Consider the following 26,200-nt stretch of genomic DNA (forward strand, 5'->3'; position numbering starts at 1 on the left):
TCAGGCGACCGGGCCGTCATGCCGCGCCTGATGCCGCTGGTCCTGGCGCTGCTTTTCGCGACCCAGCCAGCCCTGGCCCAGCCCCCCTTGCGTGTGGAGTTCGTACAGGTCGAGCAGACCGAACTGACCTTCGACGCCGCCCTGACCGGAGCCGTCCATGCCAAGGACAGCGTCGATATCGGCTTCCGGCTGGGGGGACGCGTCACCGAAGTCCTGGTGCGCGAGGGCGACCGCGTCACCCGGGGGCAAGCGCTGGCCCGGACCGATCCGCTGCAACAGGAACAGGCGCTGCGTGTGGCCCAGGCCGCCGTGGCCTCGGCCGAGGCGGCCGAGGCGCAGGCCAGCCAGGCGCTTCAGCGCGCCGATGCGATGCTCAGCCGCGGCGTGGGCACGCGCGCGGCGCTCGACGCCGCAAGCCAGGCCCTGTCGGCCGCCAGCGGCGGGCTGACACAGGCGCGCTCTGCCCTGGGCCAGGCCCAACGTGCGCTGGAGGATACCGTGATCCGCGCACCCGCCGACGCCATCGTCACCGCACGCCGGGCCGAGCCGGGACAGATCGTAGGGGCGGCGCAGGCAGTGATCTCGCTGGCTTCCGCGACGGGGCGCGAGGCGGTGTTCCAGACCTCGGATACGCCGTTGCTGCGGGATGCGATCGGTGCGCCGGTCACTCTCAGGGGGATCGATTTCCCCGATCTTCACATGACCGCGCATGTGACGGAGATCGCGCCCTTGGTCGATCCCGCCACGGGCTCGGTCACGGTGCGGGCCGAGATCGACAATGCCCCGCCGGCCGCCAGCCTCCTGGGTGCGGCAGTGCGGGGGGCGGTGCATTTCCCGGCCGGCAGCGGCATCGCCGTGCCCTGGACGGCGCTGACCTCGGCGGACGGCAAGCCGGCGGTCTGGCTGGTGGGCAACGACAATCGCGTTTCGCTGGCATCGGTCCAGATCGAGCGATTCGCCAACGGCACGGTGATCCTCAGCGGAGGGATCGAGCCCGGGCAGACGGTGGTCGGCGCGGGGTCGCAGATGCTCTATCCCAGCCGCGAGGTCACGAACGCGTCCCCATCGGCGAGGCAGGAATGATGCGCAAGGCCCTGATCCCGGCGGTCCTGATCCTGGTCGCGCTTGCCGGCGGCGCGGCCGGCTTCACCCTGCCCTGGCAAAAGCCGAAGGTCGAGGCCGCCGCAGCCCCCCGCCCGGTGGTGAGCATCCTTGTCAGCGACACGCAGGCGGCCGGCCACTCCATCCCCGGCGTGATCGCCGCCCGGATCGAGGTCGCCCTGGGCTTCCAGACCCTTGGCCGGGTGACGGCGCGCAATGTCGATATCGGCGATGTCGTCCGCCAGGGCGAGGTGCTCGCCACGCTCAATCCCGACGACCTGCAAGGCGATGTCCGCACCGCCCAGGCCGCGGTCGAAGCGGCGCAGGTGGAACTGCGCACCGCCCGGGCCACGGCCGAGCGCACGCGATCGCTGGTCCAGCGCAACGTCGCCTCGACCGCGCAGCTGGAACAGGCCGAACGCACGCTGGCCGCCGCGCAGGCCGCCGAGCAGCAGGCCCAGTCCGAATTGATCCGCGCCCGCGACGCCGAAGGCTTCGCCGAGATGCGCGCGCCCTTCGACGGGGTGGTCAGTGCGGTTTTCATCAATGCCGGCGCCGTGGTCAGCGCGGGCGAACCGGTGCTGCGGCTTTCGACCCAGGACGGGATCGAGGCGGTGATCGACCTGCCCGATATCGTGCTGTCGCGCGTCAGGCAGGGCGATCCTTACGAGGTATGGTCGGAAAGCGACCCCGGCCGCATCCTGCCGGCGACGGTCTCGCAGATCGAGCCGGTGGCGGATGCCGCGACCCGGACGCGGCGCATCCATCTTGCGCTTGGGCAGGATGCCGATCTGCGCCTGGGGGCGCTGGTACGCGCGCGCATCGCCGGCGCTGCCGCCGCGCAGCTGGTGCTGCCCCAGTCCGCCATCATTGAACAGGACGGCGCCGAACATGTCTGGGTCGTCAGCCGCGACGGCGAACAGGGCACGGTCGCCCTGCGCCGGATCGAGACCCTGGGTCCGCCGGTCGGCGGGCGCATCGCCGTCGCCTCGGGCCTTGCCCCGGGCGAGGAGGTGGTGATCCGCGGCATCCATTCCCTGACCGAAGGCCAATCCGTGGGACAAAGCGTGACACCATGACCAACCGCGGCTTCAACCTGTCCGACTGGGCTCTGCATCACCGTTCCCTGGTGTGGTTCCTGCTGATCATCTCGATAGTGGCAGGCACGCTCAGCTATCTGCGCCTCGGCCGCGAGGAGGATCCGAATTTCACCATCAAGATCATGGTGATCAGCGCCTCGCTGCCCGGCGCCACCATCGAGGACACGCTGAACCAGGTCACCACGCGGATCGAGACCAAGCTCGAGGAACTGGACGAGCTGAAATTCACCCGCTCGGTCACCATGCCGGGCCAGTCGGTGGTCTACCTGGAGCTTGACCCGACGATCCGCGGCCCGCAGGTGCCCGAGGTCTGGAAGCGCGTGCGCAACATGATGTCGGACATCCGCCCGGAATTTCCGCAGGAATTCCAGGGTTTCCAGTTCAACGATGATTTCGGCGACGTGTTCGGCAATATCTATGCCTTCACCTCGGACGGCTTTACCCAGCGCGAATTGCGCGACCGGGTCGAGGATATCCGCAAACAGGTCCAGGCGCTGCCGATGGCAGGCAAGACCCAGCTTCTGGGGGTGCGCAAGGAACAGATCTACCTGGAATTCTCCTCGGCGCGGCTGGCGGCTCTGGGGCTGAACCACAACCAGGTGGTGCAGACACTGGCGCTGCAAAACGCGATCTCTCCCTCAGGCATCGTGCAGGCCGGGCCGGAACAGGTGCTGGTGCGCGTGGGCGGGCAGTTCGACGACGCCGAATCGATCGCGGCGGTGAACCTGCGGGTCGGCGACCGTTTCTTCAACATCGGCGACGTGGCCACAGTCACCCGCAGCTACGAAGACCCGCCAAGCGCGCTGTTCCGCTATAACGGCAAGGAGGCCGTCGGCCTTCAGATCGGCATGCGCGAGGGCGGCAACATCCTGGAATTCGGCCAGCACGTCGATGCGCTGATGGCCGAGGTGGCGCGCGGCCTGCCCATCGGGATCGAGATGGCGAAGTTCGCCGACCAGCCGCATGTGGTGGACGAGGCCGTCGGCCATTTCGTCCAGGCCCTCGCCGAAGCGGTGGCCATCGTGCTGCTGGTCAGCTTTGTCAGCCTGGGCCTGCGCGCCGGCTTCGTGGTGACGCTGACCATCCCGCTGGTTCTGGCGATCACCTTCGTGATCCTGGACATCTATGGCATCACGTTGCAGCGGATCTCGCTCGGGGCGCTGATCATCGCCCTGGGACTGCTGGTCGACGACGCGATGATCGCCATCGAGACGATGATCTCGCGGCTGGAGGTCGGCGACAGCCTGGAACGCGCCGCCAGCCATGCCTGGAGTTCCATCGCCTTCCCGATGCTGACCGGCACGCTGGTGACGGTGGCGGGCTTCATCCCCATCGGGCTGAACAGTTCGGCAGCGGGCGAGTTCACCTTTTCGCTTTTCGTGGTGATCGCCGTCTCGCTGATCGTCAGCTGGATCGTCGCCGTGCTGTTTGCGCCGCTTCTGGGCGTCACCATGCTGCCCGCGACCATGGTGCATAAATCCGAGCGGCCGAGTTGGCTGCGCCGGCGGTTCCACGGCCTGCTCCTGTGGGGCATGCACCACAAATGGCTGACCATCGCCGTCACCCTGGCCGTGTTCGCGATTTCGGTGGTGGGAATGCGCTTCGTCGAGCAGCAGTTCTTTCCGACTTCGGACCGGACAGAGATCATCGTGGACGTGACCGAGCGCGCCAATGCCTCGATCGCCAAGACCGATGCCGACATGGCCAGGATTGAGGCGATGCTGGCCGAGGAACGGGACGCGCTGTTCTGGACCACCTATGTCGGCCGCGGCGCGCCGCGGTTCGTTCTCTCGATGGATGTGCCCACGCCCGGCCCCTATATGGGCCAGATCGTGATCCAGACCCCCGATCTGGCGGCGCGCGACAGGCTCAAGGCGCGGCTGATCGAATTCGCCGGGCACGAACTGATCGGCACCGACATCTATGTCAAGAACCTTGAAATCGGGCCGCCGGTCGGCAAGCCGGTGCAGTATCGCGTCTCGTCGCCCGACCTAGACCAGGCGCGCGACGCGGCGCGCGAGCTTGCCGCGGTGCTGGCGACCGAGCCGCGGCTGCGCGACATCGCGCTGGACTGGAACGAGCCTGCGCGCGTGGTGCGGTTGCAGGTGAACCAGGACCAGGCCCGCCGGCTGGGCCTGACCAACGAGGATATTTCGGGGGCGCTGTCGGGAACCTTCAGCGGCCGCACGATCACCCAGTTGCGCGACGGCATCTTCCTGATCAACGTCACCGCCCGCGGCTCTCAGGAGGATCGCGAATCGCTGGCCTCGATCCAGAACCTGCAACTGGCGACGCCGACCGGCACGCCGATCCCGCTCGCCTCGCTGGCCAAGCTGGAATACGATACCGAGCAACCGCTGATCATGCAGCGCGACGGGTTGCCGACCGTCACCGTCAAGGCCGATATCGCCAGCAAGGACCAGCCCGCCACGCTGGTCGAGACGCTGGCCGACAAGGTTGCGCGCTTCCAGGCCGGATTGCCGCCAGGGGTCAAGGTCGTGGTCGGCGGCACGGTCGAGACCTCGGCCGAAAGCCAGGAGCCCATCGCCGCCGTGGTGCCGATCATGCTGCTGATCATGGCCTCGCTGGTGATGGTGCAGATGCAGGGCTTCCGGCTGTCCTTCATCGTCTTTGCCGCCGCACCGCTGGGGCTGATCGGCGTGGTCGCGGCACTCTTGCCCTTTGGGGTGCCGATGGGCTTCGTCGCCATCCTCGGCATCCTGGCGCTGATCGGCATCCTGATCCGCAACTCGGTCATCCTGGTGCACGAGATCCAGGAGCTGATCGCCAAGGGCCATGCGAAATGGGACGCGGTCTTCGAGGCATCCGACAGCCGCGCCCGCCCGATCCTGCTGACGGCGGCGGCGGCCAGCCTGGCGCTGATCCCGATCTCGCGCCAGGTGTTCTGGGGGCCGATGGCCTTTGCCATGATGGGCGGCATCATCGCCGGCACGCTGGTGACGCTGATCTTCGTCCCGGCGCTTTACTGCGCGGTATTCGGCGTCCGCCCACCCAAGGGCGACCCGATGCCCAGCGCCGAGGACCGCGCCTGCGCCGCCGCGCAGGAATAAGGCCGCCAAGGGCCTATCCGCCGACAAAAGCGGGGCGGTCGATTGCCGCGCCGCTTGGGAGGCGCACCTGCGGCAGCCGCCAGATCTGCACCGGGCCGCAAGGGCGCTCAGCCCTCGGGGTCGGCGGCGATCTCGGCGGCGAAGGCGGCGCCGAAACGGTCCAACCGCGCCACGTCCAGATAGCGCGCCAGGTCGCGTGGTCGGTCCTCGGCAATGCGGCGCAAGGCGGAGTTGCTGACGGATAGTGGCTTTTCCGTGCCGTCCTCGCCCCGCATCAGCCGGGCCTGCGCCTCGGCCAGCCGGTCGAACAGATCGCCCGAGGCCCGGCCGGCCAGCGCACGGCGCGCGGGATGCATCGGCGCCACCTCACCGGCGATGACGCGCAGGAACTCCTCGCCATAGCTTTCCAGCTTCTTGGCGCCGACGCCGTTCACCCGGGCCATCTCGTCCAGCGTGCGGGGGCGGCTTTGGGCCATCTCGATCAGCGTGCGGTCGGGAAAGATGACATAGGCCGGCACCCGCGCCGCCTCGGCCAGCGCCCGGCGCTTGGCCTTGAGCGCGGAAAGCAGCGGCGCATCCTCTTCATCGACCTGCGTGCGAACCACCACGGCGGGGCGTGCGCGTGTCATGGCATCGCGGCGCAGGGTGATACGCTCTTCGCCGCGCAGCACCGGATGGGCGGCGGCGGTGATGGCCAGGCCGCCGTGACGCTCGGGATCGGGGCGGATCAGGTCGCGGCCCAGCATCTGCCGGATGACCGCCTGCCATTGCGGCTTGGCCATGTCGCGCCCGACGCCAAAGGTCGGCAGCCGGTCATGGCCGCGCTGGCGTATGCGGTCGGTCATGGTGCCGGTCAGCACGTCGATGATATGGCCCGCGCCATAGGTCTGGCCGGTGCGCAGCACGGCCGACAGCACCTTTTGCGCCGCCTCGGTCGCATCGAAGCATTCGGGCGGGTTGTCGCAGATGTCGCAATTGCCGCAGGCCGCGGCCTCTTCGCCGAAATAGCGCAGCAGGGCGACACGGCGGCAGGCCGTCGCCTCGGCCAGGCCCAGCAGGGCGTTCAGCCGGGCATGGTCGGCAGCCTTGCGCTCGGGCGGGGCCAGCCCCTCGTCGATCTGGCCGCGGCGCAGGCGGATGTCGTCGGGGCCGTAAAGCGTCAGCGTCTCGGCCGGGGCACCGTCGCGGCCGCCGCGGCCGATCTCTTGGTAATAGGCCTCGATGGATTTCGGCAGGTCGGCATGGGCGACCCAGCGGATGTCGGGCTTGTCGATGCCCATGCCGAAGGCCACGGTCGCCACTACGATCAGCCCGTCCTCGCGCTGGAACCGCGCCTCGACCTCGCGGCGCTGGTCGGGCTCCATGCCGCCGTGATAGGCGACGGCGGCAAGCCCGGCCTCGTTCAGCGCGCCGGCCAGCGTCTCGGTCTTGGCGCGGGTGCCGCAATAGACGATGCCCGACTGGCCCCGGCGCGCGGCGGCGAAATCCAGGATCTGCCGGCGCGGCCCGTCCTTGGGCTGGAAGGCCAGGTGGATGTTCGGCCGGTCGAAACCGCGCAGAAAGCTTTGCGGCTGCGCACCGTCGAACAGGCGTTTGACGATTTCCTCGCGGGTCTCGGCATCGGCGGTGGCGGTAAAGGCGGCCAGCGGCACGGAAAGCGTCCGGCGCAACTCGCCCACGCGCAGGTAATCGGGACGGAAGTCATGGCCCCATTGGCTGACGCAATGCGCCTCGTCCACGGCGATGGCCTGGACGCCCGCGCGGCGCAGCATCGGAATGGTCGCACCCGAGGCCAGCCGCTCGGGCGCCATGTAGAGCAGCCGCAATTCCCGTGCGTTCAGCGCCCGCAGAACCTCGCTGTTTTCCTCGTCCGAATTGCCGCTGGTCAGGGCGGCGGCGGCGACGCCCGCCTCGGTCAGCGCGCGAACCTGGTCGCGCATCAGGGCGATCAGCGGCGATATGACCACCGTCAGCCCGTCCCGCATCAGCGCCGGCAGCTGGTAGCACAGCGACTTGCCCCCGCCGGTCGGCATGATCGCCAGCACGTCGCGGCCGGCGGCCACGGCATCGACGATCTCTTCCTGCCCCGGCCGAAAGGCGTCGAAGCCGAAGACCTGCCGCAAAAGGGGCGCGGCCGACATGCCTAGAAGCCGTAGAACCAAGCCGCGTTGTTGGCGAGCGCGCGTTGCAGGATGATGATGCCGATAAAGACGACCAGCGGCGCCAGGTCCAGCCCGCCCGTGTTCGGCAGGATCGAGCGGACGGGGCCGTAGATCGGCTCCAGCAGGCGGTTGAGCCCGTTCCAGACCTGCCAGATCAGCGGCTGGCGCAGGTTCAGCACCTGGAAGTTGATCAGCCATGACATGATGATATGGGCGATCATCACGAACCAGACGACGTCGAGTATCAGCATCAAGGCTTCGTAGAGCGTGCCCATTCCATTCCCTTCCGGCTGTTCCGTGGACAGGTAAGGCAGGCATCCGCGTTGCGCAAGGCACAGCTTGGCCGCAGCGTTCCGATTGACGCCCGTGCCGGCCAGGGCTAGCCCGCTTCGGTGCCCAAGGCAGGAGAAGCCGCCGATGTATCCCATGCTCCGCTTTGCCAAGGAGATGCTGAAGTTCCGCCGCAGCCCCCGCATCGGCGTGCTGGAGGCGCATGTCTCGACCCATCGCTGCTGGCCCTGGGACCTGGACCCCTGGATCGAGCTGAACAACGGCCGCACGCTCACGCTCTACGACCTCGGGCGGCTGCCGATGGCGGTCAGGACCGGGATCATCGACACGATGCGGCAGAACCGCTGGGGCATCACGGTGGCGGGCAACACGGTGCGCTATCGCCGCCGGATCAAGGCCTTCAACCGCTTCACCATGGTTTCGCGCACCCTCGGTTGGGACGAACGCTTCCTTTACATGGAGCAAAGCATGTGGCGGGCGGGCGAGTGCTGCAACCACATGCTGCTGCGCGGCGCCATCACCTCGGACCAGGGCATCGTGGCGCCGGCGCGGCTGATGCAGGCGGCGGGGCGCGACCCGGTCAGCCCGGGACTACCGGGCTGGGTGCAATCCTGGATCGCGGCGGATGCCCAGCGGCCCTGGCCGCCGGTGCTGCCGCCCATCCTGCCTGCCGAGCGCAATCCGGACTTGCCAGCCTGAACCCGCTGGGGCCTTATGCGCCCGGGCTGCGGAACGGGCACGGCCCGGGGGCAAGAGGGGCGCGGCATGGAACGCAAACGCATCTGGGGCTGGTGGTTCTTCGACTGGGCCAGCCAGCCCTTTGCGACGCTGCTGATGACCTTCATCTTCCCGGTCTATTACGCCGAGATCGCCCGCCAGCACTATACCGCGCAGGGCATGACGCCCGAGGCGGCGGGCGCGGCGGCGCAATCGCTGTGGGGCTACGGGCTGGGCATCTGCGGGGTCATCATCGCGGTGCTCGCCCCGGTGCTGGGCGCCATCGCCGACAATACCGGCCGCCGGCTGGTCTGGGTCTGGGTCTTTTCCGCCTTCTACATGGCGGGGTCATGGGGACTGTGGTTCCTGATGCCCGACCAGCCGAACCTGCATCTGGCGATCCTGTCCTTCGGCATCGGGCTGATCGGCATGGAGTTCGCCACCATCTTCACCAATGCCCTGTTGCCAGGGCTGGCGCCGCATCGGGAAATCGGCCGCATCTCGGGCTCGGGCTTCGCCTTCGGCTATCTCGGCGGCGTCATCGCGCTGGCCGCGGTGCTGCTGCTTCTGGCCGAGAACGCCCAGACCGGCCGCACCATGCTGGGCATCCCTCCGGTGCTGGGCCTCGATCCGGCGCTGCGCGAGGGCACGCGGGCCGTGGGGCCGTTCACGGCGCTGTGGTATCTGGCCTTCATGATCCCCTTCGCGCTTTGGGTGCCGGAAACGCGGGGGCCGCGCCGGCCGCTGCATCTGGGCGCGGCCATGGCGGAACTGGGCCGCCTGCTCGCCAGCCTGCGATACCGGCATTCGCTGGCGGCCTGGCTGGCCTCGTCCATGTTCTCGCGCGATGCGCTGAACGCGCTTTACGCCTTTGGCGGCGTCTATGCCGGCACGGTGCTGGGCTGGCCGGTCTTCCTGGCCGGGGTCTTCGGCGTGGTCAGCGCCGTCTCGGCCGCCGTCATCAGCTGGATCGGCGGCCGCGCCGACCGGCGCTGGGGGCCGAAGCCGGTGATCGTCGCCTGCACGCTGGTGCTGATCGGCGTCTGCATCCTCGTCATCGGCATGAGCCGCCAGCAGGTCCTGGGCCTGCCGCTGGCCGAGGGCTCGCGCCTGCCCGATGCGCTGTTCTTCCTGTGCGGCGCGCTGATCGGCGGTGCCGGCGGCGCCCTGCAATCGGCCAGCCGCACGATGATGGTGCGCCACGCCACGGCCGAGCGCGCGACCGAGGCATTCGGCCTCTACGCGCTTTCGGGCAAGGCGACGGCTTTCCTCGCGCCGCTCCTGATCGCCACGGTGACGGATGTGACCGGCAACCAACGGCTCGGCATCTCTCCGCTCATCGTGATGTTCCTTCTGGCGTTGGTTCTGCTAATTTGGGTCAAAGCAAAAGGAGAGGCCGAGCAGTGATCCGCAAATTCCTGACCGCCGCCGTGCTGGCGCTGACCGGGCTTGGCCTGGTCCAGCCCGCCGGGGCCGACCCGCTGGCCCGCAGCGTCTTCGGCGCCGTTCCCGGCCCGACGGGGGGCGCCCCCGTCTCGATCGGGTTCTATTCCAAGGGCTGCGTCTCGGGCGCCGTGCAGCTGCCCGAATCCGGCCCGACCTGGCAGGCCATGCGCCTGTCGAGGAACCGCAACTGGGGCCATCCCGAACTGGTCGGCTTCCTGATCGGCCTGTCGCAGGCCGCCCGTCAGGTCGGCTGGCAGGGGCTTTACATCGGCGACATGGGCCAGCCGCGCGGCGGCCCTATGACCTCGGGGCATGCCAGCCACCAGTCCGGCCTCGATGCCGACATCTGGATGCTGCCGCCCCAAAGCCTGCAACTGAGCGCGGCGCAACGCGAGAAGATCTCGTCGCAATCGGTGGTGAACAAGGCCGGCACTGCGCCCTCGGGCCTGTGGAGCGGCGGACACATGGCGATCATGCGCGCCGCCGCCCGCGACCCGCGGGTCGAGCGCATCTTCGTCGATCCGGTCGCCAAGGTGGCGATGTGCCAGATGGAGACCGGAGACCGCACCTGGCTGCGCAAGGTGCGCCCGCTGAACGGCCACGACTATCACTTCCACGTCCGAATGGCCTGTCCGGCGGGCTCGATCTGCCAGCAGCAGGACGCGCCCCCGCCCGGGGACGGCTGCGCCGAGGCGGCAGAGTGGATCAAGAACCGCATCGATCCCAGCCGGGTCAAGCCGGTGCCGCCCGATCCGAACTATCGCCACCCCCGCAGCTTCCGGCTGAGCGAGATGCCCCGTCAATGCCAGGTCGTCGCCACCGCCCGCTAAGGCGCGGCGGCAGGGCCGGCGGCGCGGCAGGGCGGCCCCGCCGCCTGCCGGGCCTTGCGCTGTCGCTGTTGCTTCTCTCTGCCTCCTCGGCCTGTGCGGCCGATCCGGCGCCGCAACCGGCGCCCAGGGTGGATTACGTCGCGACCTATGTCTGGCGGATGGAGGACGAGTCTTTCGGCGGCTTCTCGGGCATCGAGATCAGCGCCGACGGCGACCGTTTCACCGCGCTTTCCGATCGCGCCACGATCCGCTGGGGCAGCGTCGAACGCGACGCGCAGGGCCGTATCCGCGGGCTGGAACTGGCCGGCCGCGCCCAGTTGCGCGACAGCGCCGGCAAGCCGCTGAAGCCCGGCTGGCAGGGCGACAGCGAGGGGCTGGCCATCGCCCCCGACGGCACGATCTGGATCAGCTTCGAGGGGCTGACCCGCGTCGCCCGCTACGACACGCCCGACAGCCCGGCCAAGCCCCTGCCCCGGCCGCCCGAATTCAAGGCGATGCAGCGCAATTCCTCGCTGGAGGCGCTGGCGATCCTGCCCGACGGCACGCTTTTGACCCTGCCCGAACGGTCGGGCGCCCTGACCCGGCCCTTTCCGGTCTGGCGCTGGCGGGACGGCAAATGGGACCAGCCCTTCTCGATCCCGCGCTCGGGCGACTGGCTGGCGGTCGGCGCCGATATCGGCCCGGACGGCCGCTTCTACCTGCTGGAACGCGATTTCAAGGGGCTGCTGGGCTTTCGTGCGCGCGTCCGGCGCTTCGACCTGTCGGAAAGCGGCGTCTCGAACGAACGGGTGCTGCTGGAATCGCGCCCGCTGCAATATGACAACCTTGAGGGGATCTCGGTCTGGCATGACGGGCAGGGCATCCGCATCACCATGATTTCGGACGACAATTTCGGATGGCTGCAACGCACCGAACTGGTCGAGTATCGGGTGACGGAATGAGCCTCTCTGTCAGCATCGCCGCGCTGGACCGTGCCGTCGACAATGCACTGTCCGAGCGGCGGATCGTCGGCTGCGTGGTGCTGCTGGCCGAGGATGGCCGGCTGGTCCATGCCCGCGCCGAGGGCCTTGCCGACCGCGAGGCAGGCCGGCCGATGGCCCAGAACACCTGGCTGCGCTATGCCTCGGTCTCGAAGCCCTTCACCACGGTCGCGGCGCTGCGGCTGATGCAGGCGGGCCGGCTCGCGCCCGAGGATCCGGTGACGCGCTGGCTGCCGGATTTCACCCCCGCGCTGCCCGACGGCAGCCGCCCCGTGATCACCGTCGATCAGCTGATGTCGCATCTGGCGGGGCTGGACTACGGCTTCAACCAGCCCGAGGACGGCCCCTATGCCCGCGCCGGGGTCTCGGACGGGATCGGCGACAGCGGCATCTCGCTGGCCGAGAACCTGCGCCGCATCGCCTCGGTGCCGCTGGACCGGCCGCCCGGCACGCGCTGGCGCTATTCGATAGCGACCGACGTGCTGGGCGCAGTGATCCAGTCGGCGGCCGACATGCCGCTGCCCCAGGCCATGGCCGAGTTGGTGACCGACCCCCTGGGCATCGAGGCCGGTTTCCACGCCCCGGACTCCGCCGACCTGGCCGCGAACTACGCCGATGCCCGCCCCCAGCCGCAGCGGATGCGCGGCCCGACCCGGGTCAGGAACCCGCTGCAGCCCGAGCAGAGCTATGCCTACCTGCCCGAGCGCATCCGCGACCCCTTGGCCTATCCCTCGGGCGGCGGTGGCATGGCGGGCACGGCCGAGGCCGCGCTGGCGCTGCTGGAAACCCTGCGCGACGGCTCTTTCCTGGGCGAAAGCCTGCGTGCCGAGGCGCAACGCAACCGCATCCGCCAGCGTCACCCGCTGCGCGGGCCCGGCTGGGGCCATGCCTGGGCGGGCGCGGTCATCACCGATGCCGAAGCGGCCGGTATCGGCCTGCCGCAAGGCTGCCTCAGCTGGGGCGGCATCTACGGCCACAGCTGGATCGTCGATCCCGCCCGCCGCCGCAGCCTGGTCGCGCTGACCAATACCGCGGTCGAAGGCATGAACGGCGCCTTTGCGGTGGAAATCGCAGCCGCAGCCGCGCTATGACCGCGCGTGACGGTTGACAGAAACCCCGGCCGGCCTTATGCGGCCTTGCCCCGGACGGGGCCGAGTCTCCGCGACCTTGCCAAAACGGAAAACCAGACATGCCCCGTATTCTTCCCGGCGTCATCGCCATGGCCGCAGTCGTGGTGGCCTCGAACATCCTGGTCCAGCACCTGCTGGGCTCCTGGCTGACCTGGGGGGCGCTGACCTATCCGGTCGCCTTCCTGGTGACCGACATCATGAACCGGGTCTATGGCCCGACCGCCGCACGCAAGGTGGTCTATGCCGGTTTCGTGACCGGCGTGCTGTGCTCGCTCGTCGCCGCCGGCATGGACAAGACCACGCTGCGCATCGCCGTCGCCTCGGGCGCGGCCTTCCTTTCGGCGCAGTTGATGGACATCTCGGTCTTCAACCAGTTGCGAAAATACAACTGGTGGCTACCACCCCTGGCGGCAAGCGTCGCCGGTTCGATCCTCGACACCACCGTTTTCTTCACCATCGCCTTCGCCTCGCAGCTGACGCCGATCTTCCCCGCGGATGATGTTTCCTGGGCAAATGAACTGGTTCCGCTGCTCGGCCACGGCCCCGTGCAGCCGCTGTGGGTATCGCTGGCGGTCGCCGATTGCGGGGTGAAGCTTGCGCAGGCGGTCCTGGCGCTCGTGCCCTTCCGCATCGTCGTCGGAAATTTGATCCAGCGTCGCGCGCAAACTAATTGACTGTCGGAGGTTCTGTGGCAGGCTGAACCCATACGGCAACTTATTGAAAGGAGGTGGTCCAGTGTCGAGAGTGATATTGGAGAGAGGTGTCGGGACAGTCAGGGGGGCCGTGGCCTGAGGGCAGCCCCAAGGGTCGTAAACCCTGGCTGGGACGGTGGACACCAACCCTAACCGGACCATCTCCGTGGATCTCGCGGGCCGTTCTCCAGCAGAGCGGCCCGTTCCATTTCAGCCGCCTGTCCTTGCAGATCGGTTCGCGACCGGCAAGCTCGGTAAAGCTTGAAAGGCCCCTTGAGTATTTTTGGAACGAAGAAGCCAAACCGGCGCTTCTTCGTTCCCCAAATACTCATGCTGCATGGCAGGCAGAAAACCCGGCCCCGATAAGAAGCCGGGTCGAAGCGGGATCAGATGCGCTCGATAGCCAGCGCGATGCCTTGGCCGCCGCCGATGCACATGGTGATCAGCCCCTTGCTGCCGCCGGTCCGCATCAATTCATACATCGCCTTGACCGTGACGAGGGCGCCGGTCGCGCCGACCGGATGGCCCAAGGCGATGGCGCCGCCGTTCGGGTTCACCTTCGCCGGATCGAGGCCGAGCCCCTTGTTCACCGCCAAGGCCTGCGCGGCGAAAGCCTCGTTCGACTCGATCACGTCGAACTCGCCGACCTTCAGGCCGGTGCGCTTGAGCAGCGCCTCGACCGCCGGGACCGGGCCGATGCCCATGACCTCGGGACGCACGCCCGCCACGGCATAGCCGAGCACCCGGAACAGCGGCTTGGCGCCCGCCGCCCTGGCCGCGTCCGCGCGCGCCAGCACCAGAGCCGCCGCGCCGTCGTTGATGCCCGAGGCATTGCCGGCGGTGACCGTGCCATCCTTCTGGAAAACCGCCTTCAGTCCCGCCAGCTTCTCCAGATCGGTCGCTTTCGGGTGCTCGTCGGTATCGAAGGCCACCATGCCCTTGCGGGTCTTGATCTCGATGGGAACGATCTGCTCCTTGAAGCGGCCCTCGGCGATGGCGGCCGCAGCGCGCTTCTGGCTTTCCAGCGCGAACTCGTCCTGCGCCTGGCGTGAGATGTCATGTTCGCGCGCAACATTCTCGGCCGTCACGCCCATATGGCCGGTGCCCATCGGGCAGGTCAGCGCACCAACCATCATGTCGAGCATCTGCACGTCGCCCATCTTGGCACCGAACCGGGCCGCCGGCACGGCGTAGGGCGCGCGGCTCATCGATTCCGCACCGCCCGCCACGGCAAAGTCGGCATCCCCCAGTATCAGCGCCTGCGTGGCCGAGACGATGGCCTGCGCCCCCGAACCGCAGAGCCTGTTCACGTTCATCGCCGGCGTGGTATCGGGCACGCCGGCGTCCAGCATCGCCACGCGCGACAGATACATGTCGCGCGGCTCGGTGTTCAGCACGTGGCCGAAGACCACGGTGCCGATGCGCTCGGGGCCGATCCCCGCGCGCTCGATCGCCGCACGGGTGACCGTCGCGGCAAGCTGGATCGGAGGCACCCCCGCGAGGCTGCCGCCGAAGGTGCCGATGGCCGTGCGCGCCCCCGACAGGATGACGATTTCGTTCTCGGACATGATTCCTCCGGTCATGCTGGAATTTTATTACTCGTAGTCGCGCCACGGCGAACGGAAAAGACCCGACCTCTTGCAACGTAACGGAAACCGGGCAAGATACGGCCATGACGAACGATCCACGCATCAGCCTGCGCCTGCATTTCGAATCCGGCCTTACCTTTGGTCGCGGCAAGGCCGACCTCCTGCAAGCCATTGACGAAGAAGGCTCGATCTCGGCCGCCGGGCGGCGGATGGGGATGAGCTATCGCCGCGCCTGGTCGCTGGTCGAAGAGATGAACCTGCATTTTGCCACGCCCCTCGTGGACAGCAGCCGCGGCGGCGCCAAGGGCGGCGGCGCCCAGCTGACCGAACGGGGCCGGCAGGCGCTGTCCGATTATCGCGCGCTTGAGGCATTGCTGCGCGACCAAGGCGCGGGCCTGCTGGCGCGGCTTCGCGGCGGCCAGCGTTCTGCTTCGTCGTAAATAACGGTTGCCAGCCGCGCCGCCGCTTGGTTATGTCCGTTTGAACACAATGAATGGACCAATCCGATGCGCCTGTCTTTTCTTGCCGCCGCCTTGATCGCATTTGCCCCCGCCGCGCAGGCAGACGAGATCACCATCTTCGCCGCTGCCAGCCTCAAGGACGCGCTGGACGAGATCGCCGCCGATTGGCAGAAGAACCATGACGATATGGTAGTGATCTCCTATGCGGGCAGTTCGCAGCTTGCCAAGCAGATCCAGGAGGGCGCGCCAGCCGACCTGTTCATCTCGGCCTCGACCGCGTGGATGGATGCGGTGCAGGAGTCCGGCGACATCGACCCGGAGAGCCGCCGCGATCTTCTGGGCAATACGCTGGTGCTGGTCGGCACCGGCACGCCGGCCGAAGCGCCCGTGACCGAACTGCCTGCGCTGCTGGGCGAGGGTAAGCTGGCCATGGCGCTGGTCGATTCCGTGCCCGCCGGGCAATACGGGAAAGAGGCGCTGACCTCGCTGGGCCTTTGGGACCAGGTGGAAAGCCAGATCGCCCAGGCCGACAACGTCCGCGCCGCGCTGAAGCAGGTCGCGATCGGCGAGGCGCCGCTGGGCATCGTCTATGGCAGCGATGCCGTGGCCGAGCCGGGCGTTGGCGTGGTCGCGACCTTCCCGGCCGACAGCCATGAAGAGATCACCTATCCCGCCGCCGTGACCAAGGTCGCCGACACGGCGCAGGCCGCCGCCTTCCTTGACAGCCTGTCGCAAGACCCGGCAAAGTCGGTCTTTGAATCGCAAGGCTTTACCGTCACGCAATGATCCCGACCGACTGGCTTGGCCCTCAGGAATGGCAGGCCGTGCGCCTTTCCCTGCGGGTGGCCGCCGTCGCCACGCTGGCCAGCCTGCCGCTGGCCGTCGCGGTGGCATGGCTGCTGGCGCGGCGGCGCTTTCCGGGGCATGGGCTGGTCAGCGGCATCGTGCACCTGCCGCTGATCCTGCCGCCGGTGGTGACCGGCTACCTGCTGCTGGTCACCTTCGGCACGCAGGGCCCCGTGGGCAGCCTGCTGAAACCGCTGGGCATCGTCTTTGCCTTTCGCTGGACCGGCGCGGCGCTGGCCTGCGGGATCATGAGCTTTCCGCTGATGGTCCGCGCCATTAGGCTGGGCTTCGAGGCCGTGGACCCCAAGCTTGAACAGGCCGCCGCCACCCTTGGCGCGCCCAGGGCCTGGATCTTCCTGACCGTCACCCTGCCGCTGATCATGCCCGCGATCCTGGCGGGCGCCACGCTGGGCTTTGCCAAGGCGATGGGCGAGTTCGGCGCCACCATTACCTTCGTCTCGAACATTCCCGGCCAGACCCAGACCCTGCCCTCGGCCATCTATGCGCTGTTGCAGGTGCCCTCGGGCGATGCGGCGGCGCTGCGGCTGGTGCTGGTCTCGGTGGTGATCGCCATGGGGGCGGTGCTGGTCTCGGAATGGCTGGCCCGGCGCATGGCAGAGCGCATCGAGGCGCGGCGCTGATGCTGGAGGTCGCCTTTCGCCACCGCTTTCCCGGACTTTCGCTGGAGGTCACATTCCAGGCGCCGGGCGGGGTGACGGCGCTGTTCGGCCCCTCGGGCTGCGGCAAGAGCACGGCGATCAACGCCATCGCCGGGCTGCTGCGCCCCGACCAGGGCCGGATCGCGCTGGACGGGCGGGTGCTTTTCGACGGTGCGACGAACCTTTCACCGCAGGCGCGGCGCATCGGTTGCGTGTTCCAGGACGCACGGTTGTTCCCGCATATGACGGTGGCGGCGAACCTGCGCTATCCCTCGCGCTGGCGACGCGGCGCGGCGCGCGATTTCGACCGCATCACCGAGATGCTGGCGCTGGGGCCGCTGCTGCATCGCCGCCCCGGCACGCTGTCGGGGGGCGAGCGCCAGCGCGTCGCCATCGGCCGGGCGCTGCTGTCGGACCCGGCGCTACTGGTCATGGACGAGCCGCTGGCGGCGCTGGACGAGGCGCGCAAGGCCGAGATCATGCCCTGGCTGGAGCGGCTGCGGGACCAGATCCGGCTGCCGATCCTCTATGTCAGCCATTCGGTGCCCGAGGTGCTGCGGCTGGCGACCACGGTGGTGCTGATGCGGCAGGGCCGCGTCACCCATTCCGGCGCGCTGGCGGACATCCTGGCCGATCCCGAGCTTGCCCCGCAACTGGGCGCGCGCGAGGCCGGCGCGCTGATCCGCGCCACGGTCGAGGCGCGCGAGGCCGACGGCCTGACCCGGGTTGCGACCGCGGGCGGCCCGATGCTGCTGCCCGAGCTGGATCTGGCCCCCGGCCGGGTGCTGCGGCTGCGAATCCTGGCGCATGAGGTCATTCTGGCACGCGAGGCGCCGCGCGGCCTTTCGGCGCTGAACGCGCTGCCGGTTGCGGTGACGCGCATCGAGGGCGGGCTGGTGCAACTGGCGCTGGGTCATGGCGCGCAGCATGAGCGGATGCTTGCGCAGGTCACGCCGCGCTCGGTCAAGGCACTGGAATTGCAGCCGGGAACCGCCTGCCATGCCATCGTGAAGTCGGTCTCGGTCCTGCCCAGCTAGCCGGGTCGAGCCTTTGTCATTTGCGCGGCCCCGGCAATTTCGCTTATCCTGCCTGCAAAAAATATGAGGGCAGTATGAACAGGTTTCTCAAGCTCGCCATCGTCGGGCTGGTGGCCTCTTGCGGAGGAGGCGGGAACTACAAGGCGCCGCGCAATCTGGACAACGCCTGCGCCATCGCGGCCGAGCGGCCCGCCTATATGCGCGCGATGAAGGCGACCGAGCGGCGCTGGGGCGTTCCGGTCCATGTCCAGATGGCGACGATCCACCAGGAATCGAAATTCATCGGCAATGCCCGCACGCCGCATCAATATGCGCTGGGGCTGATTCCGATCGGGCGGCAAAGCTCGGCCTATGGCTACAGCCAGGCGCTGGACAGCACCTGGGACGATTACCGCAAGCAGACCGGCAATCGCCGCGCCCGGCGCGACAACATCCGCGACGCCACCGACTTCATGGGCTGGTACATGAACGATTCGGCGCGGGTACTGGGTATTTCCAAATGGGACGCCGCCTCGCAATACCTGGCCTATCACGAAGGCCGCTCGGGCTTTGCCAGGGGCTCGCACAATTCGAAGCCCTGGCTGATGAACGTGGCCGGCAAGGTCCAGACCCGCTCCGAGGCCTATCGCAGCCAGCTCGCCTCCTGCCGCTGATCGCGCTCGCCCGCCTATTTCCGGCGGGCGATCTCGTTCTGGATGGCGAAGGTCGAGGCCGGGAAGGACATTCCGGTCTGCATGTCGCCCAGGATCACCGTGGTGCGCTTGCCGGTGTCGTCGGTCACCACCCATTGCCGCAACTGCGTCGGGTTGGCGGTAAAGACCATCTGGATATTGCCGTATTCCGGGTGCTGGGGGTCCTGCGCCGTGACGACGGTGGTGTTCTTCTTCTCGGTATAGCCGGTGACCATGCGCGCGCGGCTCAGGTCGATATTCGGCGCCAGGATCAGCGACAGCGGCGTCTTGGACAACGGATATTGCTGCGGCGCGCCGCGCGTCTTGCCGTCGAACACCGCGACGTTCCCGGCCGAGGCCATGACCAGCGTGCGGTCGCCCTTGTATTCGAAGCGCACCCGCTGCGGGCGCTGGATATAGACAATCCCGGTCGAGATCGAGCCGTCGGCATTCACCTGGGTGAAATCCGCCTTGGCGGTTTTCAGGCTGTTGAGATAGCGCGAGATCTCGTTCAACGGAATCTTTTCGGCCAGGGCGGGAAAGGCCATGGCCAGGCACAGGACGGGCGCAAGGGCGAGCGTTTTCAGTTTCATGAGCGGAATGATACCGATCCTCCAAAGACATGCACATCACGTTCGCTGGATGCGCGCGGGGCCAACGCTGACGGCGGCGTGAGCGTTCCCTAAAGCCGCTGCCCGGTCAGCAGGCGCGGCATCGGATCAAGGCTCAGCCCCGCCGCCTGCCGCATGAAGCCGCGCCGCAGCGGCGGGATGGCATCGACCAGCCCCATGCCCAGTTCGCGCGCGGTGCGCAGCAACGGGTTGGCATTGGAAAACAGCGCGTTCACCCCGTCCATGCCCAGCGCCAGCGCCGTCGCGTCCGGCCGCCGCCAGTCCTGATAGCGGGCCAGCACCGTATCGGCGCCGATATCCTCGCCCCGGCGGCGGGCGGCGACGATCACTTCGGCCAGCACCGCCACGTCACGCAGGCCCAGGTTCAGCCCCTGCCCGGCGATGGGATGCACGCCATGCGCCGCATCGCCGACCAGCGCGACGCGCGGGGCGACGTAACGCTCGGCCAGCGTCAGGTTCAGCGGATACGAGAATCGGGGGCCGGCCAGCCGGATCTCGCCCAGGAAATCGCCGAAGCGCGGGCGCAGGACGGCCAGGAAATCCGCGTCGGGCAGCTCGATGATGGCACGGGCGCTGGCCTCGGCCTCGGACCAGACGATCGAACTGCGGTTGCCCGGCAGCGGCAGGATCGCCAGCGGGCCGGTCGGCATGAAATACTGATGCGCAGTGCCGTGATGCGGCAATTCGTGATCGACCGCCGCGACCAGCGCGATCTGGCCGTAGTCGTGGCCGATGCGCCGGATGCCGGCCCGCGCCGCCACGCCCGATTGCCGTCCGTCGGCACCGACCAGCAGCCGGGCGGTGATGCTGCGCCCGTCCGACAGGCTGGCGCGGATCGCCGCGCCCTCGGCCTCCTGCCCGGTGACGGACAGGCCCGGCAGATGCGTGACCCGCCCCTGCATCGCGGCCAGAAGCGCGCGGTAAAGGAACCGATCCTCGAGCATATAGCCCAGACGGCCCTCTTCAATCTCGGCGCCGTCGAAATGCAGGCCGAAGGGGCCGGCGCCTTCGCCCGGCACGCCTTGCGTCGCCTCGACCTTGCGGATCTCCTGCGCGTTCGGGGCCAGGTCGCGCCACAGCCCCAGCGCCGACAGCAGCCGCTGCGAGGCCAGCGCCAGCGCATAGGCGCGGCCGTCGAAGGCGTCGCCGGCACGGGCGTCGGCCGGGCGGGCATCGGCGACGGCCACCGACAGGCCGGCATCGGCCAGCGCCAGGGCAAGGGCCGGGCCGTTCAGCCCGCCGCCCGCGATCAGGATGTCGAAATCGGTCCTCATGCTGCGCAATATGACCTTCGGCCGGGCAATGTCCATGCGGCACAGCCGCCACCAAGCGCATTGCGGGCCTGCCCGCGCCGGGATAGCCTGTATCTTATTTGGCATTTGGACATTGGTCGGGGGAAGGGCATGGATTGGCTCAGGGCATCTGCGGCGGAACAGGGACGGGCGATCCTGGCCGGTCTGATCAGCCCTGTCGAGCAGGCCGAGGCCTATCTGGACGCCGCGGCCCGCCACCCCTATGGCGACCGCATCTATGCCAGGTTGACGCCGGAACGCGCCCGGGCCGAAGCCATCGCCGCCCATGACCGCGCCCGCGCCGGGCTGCGCCGCGGGCTGCTGGACGGGGTGGCGATCAACTGGAAGGACAATATCGACAGCGCCGGCATCGCGACCGAGGCCGGCTCGCGCCTGCTGCAAGGCCGCACGCCAAGGCAGGACGCCGCGATCCTGGCCGGAGCCACGCTGGACGGGCTGGTCTGCCTGGGCAAGACGCATATGACCGAGCTGGCCTTTTCCGGGCTGGGCGTGAACCCGATGACGGCGACGCCGCCGAACAGCATCGACCAGGAACTGGCCCCGGGCGGATCGAGCTCGGGCGCGGCGGTTTCGGTCGCGCTGGGACTGGCGGCGGCGGCCATCGGCTCGGATACCGGCGGCTCGATCCGGGTGCCGGCGGCCTGGAACGGGCTCGTGGGCTTCAAGCCGACCACCGACGCGGTCAGCGGCACGGGCATCGTGCCGCTGTGCCGGCGCTTCGACGTAGCCGGCCCCATCGCCCGCACGGTCGAGGACTGCGCCGAGCTTTTCGCCGTGCTGCGCGGCGAAGCCGCGCCCGACCTGACGGATGCCGGCCCGCGCGGGCTGCGGCTGATGGTGCTGGACGGCGTGCCCTTCGACGAGGCGCGCAAGGAGCCCGTCGCCGGTTTCGAGGATGCGGTGAGCCGCCTGTCCCGCGCCGGCGCCCGCATCACGCATGCCGCGCCGCCCTGCGTGGCCGAGGCCATGGTGCTGGCGCCGCTGCTGTTCGCCCCCGAGGCCTACGGCATCTGGCGCGAGCAGATCGAGGCGGCGCCCGAACTGATGTATCCGCCGATCCTGGAGCGCTTTCGCGGCGGCCAGTTCGTGCTGGCGGCTGATTACATCGCCGCCTGGGAAGAACTTGGCCGGCTGCGCGCCAACTGGGCGCGGCTGGTCGCCGGCTTCGATGCGGTGATCCTGCCGACGGCGCCGATCCTGCCGCCGCCGGTCGACCGGCTGCTGGCCGAGGAGGAATTCTTCGCACGCGAGAACCTGCTGACGCTGCGCAACACCCGCATCGGCAACCTGCTGGACCTGCCCTCGATCAGCCTGCCGACCGGCCATCCGGGCTGCGGCATCATGATGATGGGCCGCACCGGCGGGGACCGCGCCCTGCTGGCGGCGGCCGCCGCAGCCGAGGCGGCATTGCGCTGAGCCGCGGATTTTCCGGGCAAATCCGGCACGGGCGGGCGCAATCTGGCCGTGAAACTCTGGACGCATGGGGGGATTGCCGGTAATCTTGCCGCAAAACGGGGCGCGACGACCCCGACTGAGAGGCAGCCATGGCAATTCCCGAGCGGTTCTCGAACCTGCCGGATTACGCATTTCCGCGCCTGCGGAAACTGCTCGCGGGCATCGAGCCCGGGGGCGATCCCCTGATCCTGACCATCGGCGAGCCGCGCCATGCGCTGCCGGATTTCGTCGGCCCGGTCATGGCCGAAAGCATCGCCGATTTCGGCAAATACCCCTCGAACGAGGGAACGGCCGAACTGCTGGCCGCGATCTCGGGCTGGCTCCAGCGCCGGCACGGGCTGGATGTCGCGCCCGAGCGCATCATGGCGCTGAACGGCACGCGCGAGGGGCTGTTCAACGCCGCCCTGGCACTGGCGCCGAAACGCAAGAACGGCCAGCAGCCCGCGATCCTGATCCCGAACCCGTTCTATCAGGTCTATGCGGTCGCCGCGGCGGCGGTGGGCGCCGAGCCGGTCTTTGTCCCCGCCGTGCCGGAGACCGGCCACCTGCCGCGCTTTTCCGGCCTGCCGGCCGAGGTGCTGGACCGTGCCACCGTGGCCTATCTGTGCTCGCCCGCCAATCCGCAGGGCAGCATCGCGTCGGAGGATTACCTGGAAGAGCTGATCGCGCTGGCCGACCGGCACGGTTTCCTGATCTTCGCCGACGAGTGCTATTCCGAGATCTGGCGCGACACGCCGCCGCCGGGCGCGCTGGCGGTGGCCACGCGCATGGGCCTGCCCGACCGGGTGGTGATGTTCAACTCGCTGTCGAAACGCTCGAACCTGCCGGGGTTGCGTTCGGGCTTTGCGGCAGGCGGCGCGACGCAGATCGCCCAGTTGCGGCAATTGCGCAACTATGCCGGCGCACCGCTGCCGCTGCCGGTGCAGCGCGTCAGCACCATGGCCTGGACGGACGAGGCGCATGTGGATGCAAGCCGTGCGCTTTACCAGCAGAAATACGCCATCGCCGACCGGGTGCTGGGCAACGTGCCGGGCTATCAGCCGGTGCAGGGCGGCTTTTTCCTGTGGCTGCCGGTGCCCGAGAGCGTCGGCGACAGCGAGGACGCCGCCAAGAAGCTGTGGGCCGAGGCCGGAATCCAGGTGCTGCCCGGCGCCTATCTGGCCCGCGACACGGCCGGCGGCAATCCGGGCCGGAATTTCATCCGCGTGGCGCTGGTCGCAGCGGCGGACCAGACCGAGGCGGCCCTGAACCGCCTGAAAAACTGTTTGTATCAAGGGGGTTGACGCATGGCGAGCTGGCAGGCGAAACATCGCGATCCGTTGTTTGACCAGAGCACGCAGGCGGCACTGGAACGGCGCGGCAAGGAACTGCTGGGCGCGGGCCTGGTCATCCTGGGCGTGCTGATCGCGCTGATGCTGGTCAGCTATTCCCCCGACGATCCCAGCTTCATGTCGGCGACCGACCAGCCGGCGCAGAACTATCTGGGCCGCTTCGGCGCCTATGTCGCCTCGGCGCTGTTCATGATCACCGGCTACGGCACCTGGGTCCTGGTGGTCGGCGCGGTCGTCTGGGGCCTGCGGCTGATGCTGCACCGGGGCGAAGAGCGGCTGATGCGCGGCATCTTCCTGCCCATCGCCATGGTGCTGGTGTCGATCTATGCCACCTCGATGGCGCCGCCCCCGGAATGGACGCAAAGCTTCGGCCTTGGCGGGCATCTGGGCGACATGCTGATGGGGGGCATGCTTTCGGCGATGCCGATGAAGGCGTCCATCGCGATCAAGCTGCTGGCGCTGCTGACCGCCATCGGCGCCGTGGCCTTCCTGGCCTTCGTGCTGGGCTTCGACCGCAAGGAGCTGACGACCATCGGCACCTTCCTGCGCGAAGGGCTGGCCACCGCCCGCGTCCTGGCGCTGCATGCGGTGGATCGCGGGGCGCGGTTGTCCTCGGGTGCTGCGCACGGGCTCAAGTCCCGCGCCGAGGCCCGTCGCGAGCGTGTCGGCCGCGCCGGTTCTGCCGCGCTGCCGCAGGCGCCCCGCAGCGGCCTGCCGGGCCTGCGCCCCGCCCCGGCACCTCTGGCCGAGGACCGCGATTTTGCGCCCGAGCCCGAACTGATCGACCCCGAGACGCATTACGCCGACGATGACGAACCGCCCTCGAACGCCGCGATCAGCGCCCGCATCACCGACGCGATCCGCACCCGTTCGGAGGGCGCCCGTTCGGAAGGCAGGGGCCTGCTGTCGGCGGTGACCGCGCGCCTGACCGGTGGCCGCGCCGCGCCTGACCGCCATGAGCCGCCGCTGAGCGCCGACGAGGATGAGGACGAGGATTTCGCCGACCCCGTCACCGCCGCACCCTTCGGCGCCGGGACGCCGCGCGTGGTGGTGCCGCCGAAAAAGCCCGTCCCCTCGCGCCAGGCGCAATCCGAGGCGCAGCCGGCACTGCGCTTCGACGAGGCCGCCAGCCAATACGAACATCCGCCGCTGTCGCTTCTGACCGCACCGACCACCGTCGAGCGCCACCAGCTTTCGCAAGAGGCGCTGATGGAGAACGCCCGCATGCTCGAAGCGGTGCTGGACGATTACGGCGTCAAGGGCCAGATCACCGAGGTCCGCCCCGGCCCCGTGGTCACGCTTTACGAACTGGAGCCCGCGCCGGGGCTGAAGGCCAGCCGGGTGATCGGCCTGGCCGACGACATCGCGCGGTCGATGTCGGCGCTGTCGGCGCGCGTATCGACCGTGCCCGGCCGGTCGGTGATCGGCATCGAGCTGCCCAATGCCCGGCGCGAAAAGGTGGTGCTGCGCGAGATCCTAGCATCCAAGGCTTACGGCGACGGCACCCAGCCTTTGCCGCTGGCGCTTGGCAAGGATATCGGCGGCGGGCCGGTGGTGGCGAACCTGGCCAAGATGCCGCATCTGCTGATCGCCGGGACCACCGGCTCGGGCAAGTCGGTGGCGATCAACACCATGATCCTGTCGCTGCTCTACAAGCTCTCGCCCGAGGAGTGCCGGCTGATCATGATCGACCCCAAGATGCTGGAACTGTCGGTCTATGACGGCATCCCGCATCTGCTTTCCCCCGTCGTCACCGATCCCAAGAAGGCCGTCGTCGCGCTGAAATGGGTCGTGGGCGAGATGGAGGAACGCTATCGCAAGATGTCCAAGATGGGCGTGCGCAACATCGAGGGCTATAACGGCCGCGTGCGCGAGGCGCTGGACAAGGGCGAGCTGTTCAAGCGCACCGTCCAGACCGGCTTTGACGAGGATACCGGCGAGCCCGTCTTCGAGACCGAGGAATTCCAGCCCGAGACCTTCCCCTATATCGTCGTCATCGTGGACGAGATGGCCGACCTGATGATGGTGGCGGGCAAGGAGATCGAGGCCTGCATCCAGCGCCTTGCGCAGATGGCCCGCGCCTCGGGGATCCACCTGATCATGGCGACGCAGCGGCCCTCGGTCGATGTCATCACCGGCACGATCAAGGCGAACTTCCCGACCCGGATCAGCTTCCAGGTCACGTCCAAGATCGACAGCCGCACCATCCTGGGCGAGCAGGGTGCCGAGCAATTGCTGGGCCAGGGCGACATGCTCTACATGGCCGGCGGCTCGCGCATCACCCGTGTCCATGGGCCCTTCGTCAGCGACGAAGAGGTCGAGGAGGTCGTGAACCACCTGAAATCCTTTGGCCCGCCGTCCTATATGGCCGGCGTGGTCGAGGGGCCGGACGAAGAGCGCGCCGACAGCATCGACCAGGTGCTGGGCCTGTCCACCGGCGAAGGCGGCGATGCCGAGCTTTACGACATGGCCGTCGCCATCGTGGCCAAGGACCGCAAATGCTCGACCTCCTATATCCAGCGCAAGCTGGCCATCGGCTACAACAAGGCCGCGCGGCTGGTCGAGCAGATGGAGGAACAGGGCGTCGTCACCCCGGCGAACCATGTCGGCAAGCGCGAGGTGCTGGTGCCGGAGGTCTAGGTCGGCCGCATCGGAACCAAGGGCCGGGCCGTTGCGCCCGGCCTTT

22 protein-coding genes are annotated in these 26,200 nt (G+C 68.7%); 17 read left to right on the plus strand and 5 right to left on the minus strand.

The features are described from left to right. The first annotated feature begins 18 nt into the window (after nt 1-18). From QPR87_RS06690 to QPR87_RS06700, 3 genes are read left to right on the plus strand one after another with little or no spacing between them, the layout of a single operon-like run. Nucleotides 19-1,083 (plus strand): efflux RND transporter periplasmic adaptor subunit, encoded by a 1,065-nt coding sequence (locus QPR87_RS06690; RefSeq protein ID WP_285048828.1) that lies wholly within the window; start codon nt 19-21, stop codon nt 1,081-1,083. Next, nucleotides 1,080-2,180 (plus strand): efflux RND transporter periplasmic adaptor subunit, encoded by a 1,101-nt coding sequence (locus QPR87_RS06695; RefSeq protein WP_104493864.1) that lies wholly within the window; start codon nt 1,080-1,082, stop codon nt 2,178-2,180. Before QPR87_RS06690 ends, QPR87_RS06695 begins: the two co-directional genes overlap by 4 nt. Further along, nucleotides 2,177-5,272 carry an efflux RND transporter permease subunit gene (locus QPR87_RS06700; RefSeq protein ID WP_285048829.1) on the plus strand — a complete coding sequence of 1,032 codons (3,096 nt, stop codon included), beginning with the start codon at nt 2,177-2,179 and terminating at the stop codon, nt 5,270-5,272. The genes QPR87_RS06695 and QPR87_RS06700 overlap by 4 nt, the downstream gene beginning before the upstream one ends. Before the next feature lie 107 nt (nt 5,273-5,379). On the opposite strand, the gene recQ is transcribed toward QPR87_RS06700, so the two are convergent. Beyond that, a complete protein-coding gene (gene recQ, locus QPR87_RS06705) occupies nt 5,380-7,413 on the minus strand; it encodes a DNA helicase RecQ (RefSeq protein WP_285048830.1) in 2,034 nt (677 codons plus the stop codon). A gap of 2 nt (nt 7,414-7,415) precedes the next feature. Continuing rightward, entirely contained in the window at nt 7,416-7,709 is a 294-nt protein-coding gene (locus QPR87_RS06710; protein ID WP_024842699.1) for a YggT family protein, read from the minus strand. 142 nt (nt 7,710-7,851) lie between these two features. Here QPR87_RS06710 and QPR87_RS06715 point away from each other — a divergent pair, with 142 nt between their 5' ends. The 6 genes from QPR87_RS06715 to QPR87_RS06740 all read left to right on the plus strand — a co-directional run bounded on the left by QPR87_RS06715 (nt 7,852) and on the right by QPR87_RS06740 (nt 13,502). Next, the gene (locus tag QPR87_RS06715) at nt 7,852-8,424 is read left to right on the plus strand and encodes an acyl-CoA thioesterase (protein ID WP_285048831.1); all 573 of its coding nucleotides are present in this window, start codon (nt 7,852-7,854) and stop codon (nt 8,422-8,424) included. Nucleotides 8,425-8,490: 66 nt separating this feature from the next. After that, on the plus strand, nt 8,491-9,849 hold the full coding sequence (locus tag QPR87_RS06720; protein WP_285048832.1) for an MFS transporter: 1,359 nt from the start codon (nt 8,491-8,493) through the stop codon (nt 9,847-9,849). Beyond that, complete coding sequence (gene mepA, locus QPR87_RS06725) at nt 9,846-10,718, plus strand: penicillin-insensitive murein endopeptidase (protein ID WP_285048833.1); 873 nt, start codon at nt 9,846-9,848, stop codon at nt 10,716-10,718. The genes QPR87_RS06720 and mepA overlap by 4 nt, the downstream gene beginning before the upstream one ends. Continuing rightward, the gene (locus tag QPR87_RS06730) at nt 10,691-11,659 is read left to right on the plus strand and encodes an esterase-like activity of phytase family protein (protein ID WP_011748940.1); all 969 of its coding nucleotides are present in this window, start codon (nt 10,691-10,693) and stop codon (nt 11,657-11,659) included. The genes mepA and QPR87_RS06730 overlap by 28 nt, the downstream gene beginning before the upstream one ends. After that, entirely contained in the window at nt 11,656-12,789 is a 1,134-nt protein-coding gene (locus tag QPR87_RS06735) for a serine hydrolase domain-containing protein (RefSeq protein WP_285048834.1), read from the plus strand. Before QPR87_RS06730 ends, QPR87_RS06735 begins: the two co-directional genes overlap by 4 nt. A gap of 98 nt (nt 12,790-12,887) precedes the next feature. Next, complete coding sequence (locus QPR87_RS06740) at nt 12,888-13,502, plus strand: queuosine precursor transporter (RefSeq protein ID WP_011748942.1); 615 nt, start codon at nt 12,888-12,890, stop codon at nt 13,500-13,502. 404 nt (nt 13,503-13,906) lie between these two features. Here QPR87_RS06740 and QPR87_RS06745 read toward each other — a convergent pair whose 3' ends face one another. Next, nucleotides 13,907-15,088, minus strand: coding sequence for an acetyl-CoA C-acyltransferase family protein (locus QPR87_RS06745; protein ID WP_285048835.1), 1,182 nt, complete (start codon nt 15,086-15,088; stop codon nt 13,907-13,909). Between the two features lie 104 nt (nt 15,089-15,192). Between QPR87_RS06745 and QPR87_RS06750 the strand changes: the two genes are divergently transcribed. The 5 genes from QPR87_RS06750 (at nt 15,193) to QPR87_RS06770 (ending at nt 18,765) form a co-directional block, all read left to right on the plus strand. Further along, on the plus strand, nt 15,193-15,549 hold the full coding sequence (locus tag QPR87_RS06750; RefSeq protein WP_104493856.1) for a winged helix-turn-helix domain-containing protein: 357 nt from the start codon (nt 15,193-15,195) through the stop codon (nt 15,547-15,549). A gap of 66 nt (nt 15,550-15,615) precedes the next feature. Beyond that, entirely contained in the window at nt 15,616-16,356 is a 741-nt protein-coding gene (gene modA, locus QPR87_RS06755; RefSeq protein WP_285048836.1) for a molybdate ABC transporter substrate-binding protein, read from the plus strand. After that, nucleotides 16,353-17,057, plus strand: a complete 705-nt coding sequence (gene modB, locus QPR87_RS06760; protein ID WP_011748946.1) for a molybdate ABC transporter permease subunit — start codon at nt 16,353-16,355, stop codon at nt 17,055-17,057. The genes modA and modB overlap by 4 nt, the downstream gene beginning before the upstream one ends. Then, on the plus strand, nt 17,057-18,112 hold the full coding sequence (gene modC / locus QPR87_RS06765) for a molybdenum ABC transporter ATP-binding protein (protein ID WP_285048837.1): 1,056 nt from the start codon (nt 17,057-17,059) through the stop codon (nt 18,110-18,112). The genes modB and modC overlap by 1 nt, the downstream gene beginning before the upstream one ends. A gap of 74 nt (nt 18,113-18,186) precedes the next feature. Beyond that, on the plus strand, nt 18,187-18,765 hold the full coding sequence (locus QPR87_RS06770) for a transglycosylase SLT domain-containing protein (RefSeq protein WP_011748948.1): 579 nt from the start codon (nt 18,187-18,189) through the stop codon (nt 18,763-18,765). Nucleotides 18,766-18,779: 14 nt separating this feature from the next. Here the strand turns inward: QPR87_RS06770 and QPR87_RS06775 are convergent, their stop codons facing one another. Together QPR87_RS06775 and QPR87_RS06780 are read right to left on the minus strand one after the other, a co-directional pair. Continuing rightward, nucleotides 18,780-19,376 (minus strand): LolA family protein, encoded by a 597-nt coding sequence (locus QPR87_RS06775; protein WP_285048838.1) that lies wholly within the window; start codon nt 19,374-19,376, stop codon nt 18,780-18,782. 89 nt (nt 19,377-19,465) lie between these two features. Continuing rightward, nucleotides 19,466-20,725 (minus strand): UbiH/UbiF/VisC/COQ6 family ubiquinone biosynthesis hydroxylase, encoded by a 1,260-nt coding sequence (locus tag QPR87_RS06780; protein WP_011748950.1) that lies wholly within the window; start codon nt 20,723-20,725, stop codon nt 19,466-19,468. A 93-nt stretch (nt 20,726-20,818) separates the two neighbouring features. On the opposite strand from QPR87_RS06780, the gene QPR87_RS06785 reads away from it, so the two are divergent. The 3 genes from QPR87_RS06785 to QPR87_RS06795 all read left to right on the plus strand — a co-directional run bounded on the left by QPR87_RS06785 (nt 20,819) and on the right by QPR87_RS06795 (nt 26,154). Next, nucleotides 20,819-22,144 carry an amidase gene (locus QPR87_RS06785; RefSeq protein ID WP_285048839.1) on the plus strand — a complete coding sequence of 442 codons (1,326 nt, stop codon included), beginning with the start codon at nt 20,819-20,821 and terminating at the stop codon, nt 22,142-22,144. 128 nt (nt 22,145-22,272) lie between these two features. Beyond that, nucleotides 22,273-23,466, plus strand: coding sequence for an aminotransferase class I/II-fold pyridoxal phosphate-dependent enzyme (locus QPR87_RS06790; RefSeq protein WP_285048840.1), 1,194 nt, complete (start codon nt 22,273-22,275; stop codon nt 23,464-23,466). A 3-nt stretch (nt 23,467-23,469) separates the two neighbouring features. Next, nucleotides 23,470-26,154, plus strand: coding sequence for a DNA translocase FtsK (locus tag QPR87_RS06795; protein ID WP_285048841.1), 2,685 nt, complete (start codon nt 23,470-23,472; stop codon nt 26,152-26,154). Nucleotides 26,155-26,200: the final 46 nt, after the last annotated feature.

This window comes from Paracoccus sp. SSJ (genome assembly GCF_030234105.1).
GTDB lineage: Bacteria > Pseudomonadota > Alphaproteobacteria > Rhodobacterales > Rhodobacteraceae > Paracoccus > Paracoccus denitrificans.

What these genes read in the sequence shown, in the direction of transcription:
- modA (WP_285048836.1), top strand. Translation starts at nt 15,616, where the DNA reads ATGCGCCTGTCTTTTCTTGCCGCCGCCTTGATCGCATTTGCCCCCGCC.
- modB (WP_011748946.1), top strand. Translation starts at nt 16,353, where the DNA reads ATGATCCCGACCGACTGGCTTGGCCCTCAGGAATGGCAGGCCGTGCGC.
- QPR87_RS06700 (WP_285048829.1), top strand. Translation starts at nt 2,177, where the DNA reads ATGACCAACCGCGGCTTCAACCTGTCCGACTGGGCTCTGCATCACCGT.
- QPR87_RS06750 (WP_104493856.1), top strand. Translation starts at nt 15,193, where the DNA reads ATGACGAACGATCCACGCATCAGCCTGCGCCTGCATTTCGAATCCGGC.
- QPR87_RS06695 (WP_104493864.1), top strand. Translation starts at nt 1,080, where the DNA reads ATGATGCGCAAGGCCCTGATCCCGGCGGTCCTGATCCTGGTCGCGCTT.
- QPR87_RS06690 (WP_285048828.1), top strand. Translation starts at nt 19, where the DNA reads ATGCCGCGCCTGATGCCGCTGGTCCTGGCGCTGCTTTTCGCGACCCAG.
- QPR87_RS06735 (WP_285048834.1), top strand. Translation starts at nt 11,656, where the DNA reads ATGAGCCTCTCTGTCAGCATCGCCGCGCTGGACCGTGCCGTCGACAAT.
- modC (WP_285048837.1), top strand. Translation starts at nt 17,057, where the DNA reads ATGCTGGAGGTCGCCTTTCGCCACCGCTTTCCCGGACTTTCGCTGGAG.
- QPR87_RS06770 (WP_011748948.1), top strand. Translation starts at nt 18,187, where the DNA reads ATGAACAGGTTTCTCAAGCTCGCCATCGTCGGGCTGGTGGCCTCTTGC.
- QPR87_RS06715 (WP_285048831.1), top strand. Translation starts at nt 7,852, where the DNA reads ATGTATCCCATGCTCCGCTTTGCCAAGGAGATGCTGAAGTTCCGCCGC.
- QPR87_RS06745 (WP_285048835.1), bottom strand. Translation starts at nt 15,088, where the DNA reads ATGTCCGAGAACGAAATCGTCATCCTGTCGGGGGCGCGCACGGCCATC.
- QPR87_RS06785 (WP_285048839.1), top strand. Translation starts at nt 20,819, where the DNA reads ATGGATTGGCTCAGGGCATCTGCGGCGGAACAGGGACGGGCGATCCTG.
- QPR87_RS06795 (WP_285048841.1), top strand. Translation starts at nt 23,470, where the DNA reads ATGGCGAGCTGGCAGGCGAAACATCGCGATCCGTTGTTTGACCAGAGC.
- QPR87_RS06740 (WP_011748942.1), top strand. Translation starts at nt 12,888, where the DNA reads ATGCCCCGTATTCTTCCCGGCGTCATCGCCATGGCCGCAGTCGTGGTG.
- QPR87_RS06790 (WP_285048840.1), top strand. Translation starts at nt 22,273, where the DNA reads ATGGCAATTCCCGAGCGGTTCTCGAACCTGCCGGATTACGCATTTCCG.
- QPR87_RS06775 (WP_285048838.1), bottom strand. Translation starts at nt 19,376, where the DNA reads ATGAAACTGAAAACGCTCGCCCTTGCGCCCGTCCTGTGCCTGGCCATG.
- QPR87_RS06720 (WP_285048832.1), top strand. Translation starts at nt 8,491, where the DNA reads ATGGAACGCAAACGCATCTGGGGCTGGTGGTTCTTCGACTGGGCCAGC.
- QPR87_RS06780 (WP_011748950.1), bottom strand. Translation starts at nt 20,725, where the DNA reads ATGGACATTGCCCGGCCGAAGGTCATATTGCGCAGCATGAGGACCGAT.
- QPR87_RS06710 (WP_024842699.1), bottom strand. Translation starts at nt 7,709, where the DNA reads ATGGGCACGCTCTACGAAGCCTTGATGCTGATACTCGACGTCGTCTGG.
- QPR87_RS06730 (WP_011748940.1), top strand. Translation starts at nt 10,691, where the DNA reads ATGCCAGGTCGTCGCCACCGCCCGCTAAGGCGCGGCGGCAGGGCCGGC.
- recQ (WP_285048830.1), bottom strand. Translation starts at nt 7,413, where the DNA reads ATGTCGGCCGCGCCCCTTTTGCGGCAGGTCTTCGGCTTCGACGCCTTT.